Consider the following 1,125-nt stretch of genomic DNA (forward strand, 5'->3'; position numbering starts at 1 on the left):
TTGCTTTGGTGGGACACCACCAATTGCTGTATTGGGTCTTTCATTGTTATAAAACCATAGCCATTGTGTCGCATGTTCCTGTACCTCGGCAATACTATTCCAAAGATATTGGCTCAGCCATTCGTATCGCACAGTCCGATTATAGCGTTCTACATAGGCATTCTGCTGTGGATTGCCAGGCTGAATAAATTTCAGTTCTACATTGTGTTTTTCAGCCCAGGCAGCCAGTACCGCACTTATATACTCTGGACCATTATCACTGCGTATCTGTTTTGGTTTTCCACGCCATTCGATGATTTGATCCAATGTTCTCACCACACGCTCCGCAGGTAAGGAGAAGTCGACCTCTATCGCCAAGCCTTCACGGTTGTAATCATCAATTACGTTCAATAACCTAATGCTGCGACCATCTTCCAGTTGGTCGTGCATAAAGTCCATAGACCAACATTCATTGATTGCCTCTGGCACCGCCAATGCGTCCGGTTTATCACGCTTCAAGCGTTTCTTCGGCTTAATTCGTAGATTTAGCTCCAATTCTCGGTAAATCCTATACACCCGCTTATGGTTCCATCGGTAGAGTTTCACGTTACGTAAAAAGTAATAACATAGCCCAAACCCCCAACTCCGATGGGTTGATGTCAGTTGCTGTAACCAGTCGGCTATTGCAGCGTTTTCATCACTGAGTTTTGCCTGATAGCGATAACAGCTCTCACTGAGTCCAAACAAGGCACACGCAAATGCGATCGAAATGGCTTTATCTTGCACCGCCTTTTGCGCCAGCTCCCGCCGCCGCGACGGCTTTACCACTTTTTTTCGATGGCCTCTTTGAGTATTTCAGCTTTGAGTCGCTCTTCGGCATACATTTTTTTGAGTCGTGAATTCTCAGCCTCTAACTCCTTCAATCGCGCCATCATAGAAGCGTCCATTCCACCGAATTTGGCGCGCCATTTGTAGAAGGTCGCAGAGCTCATGCCATGCTCACGGCAAAGCCCCGGAACAGGGGTGCCAGCTTCGGCTTGTTTAAGAATTGCTAGGATTTGGCTGTCGCTAAATTTTGATGTTTTCATGCAGAATCTCCCTGCGTATATATTACGAGAAAATTCTACTTTTGAAATCTACTATTTT

1 protein-coding gene is annotated in these 1,125 nt (G+C 45.9%); it reads right to left on the reverse strand.

Going from position 1 to position 1,125, the window contains the following annotated elements; all coding sequences use genetic code 11:
- A protein-coding gene (locus H5202_RS22990; RefSeq protein ID WP_182774054.1) for an IS3-like element ISShfr8 family transposase occupies positions 1-1,067 on the reverse strand; the annotation gives its coding sequence in 2 pieces (ribosomal slippage) (positions 1-806 and positions 806-1,067; 1,068 coding nt annotated over the 2 pieces). This gene is flagged as partial in the annotation.
- Between the last annotated feature and the right edge of the window lie 58 nt (positions 1,068-1,125).

Source organism: Shewanella sp. SG41-4 (assembly GCF_014164505.1).
Lineage (GTDB): Bacteria > Pseudomonadota > Gammaproteobacteria > Enterobacterales > Shewanellaceae > Shewanella.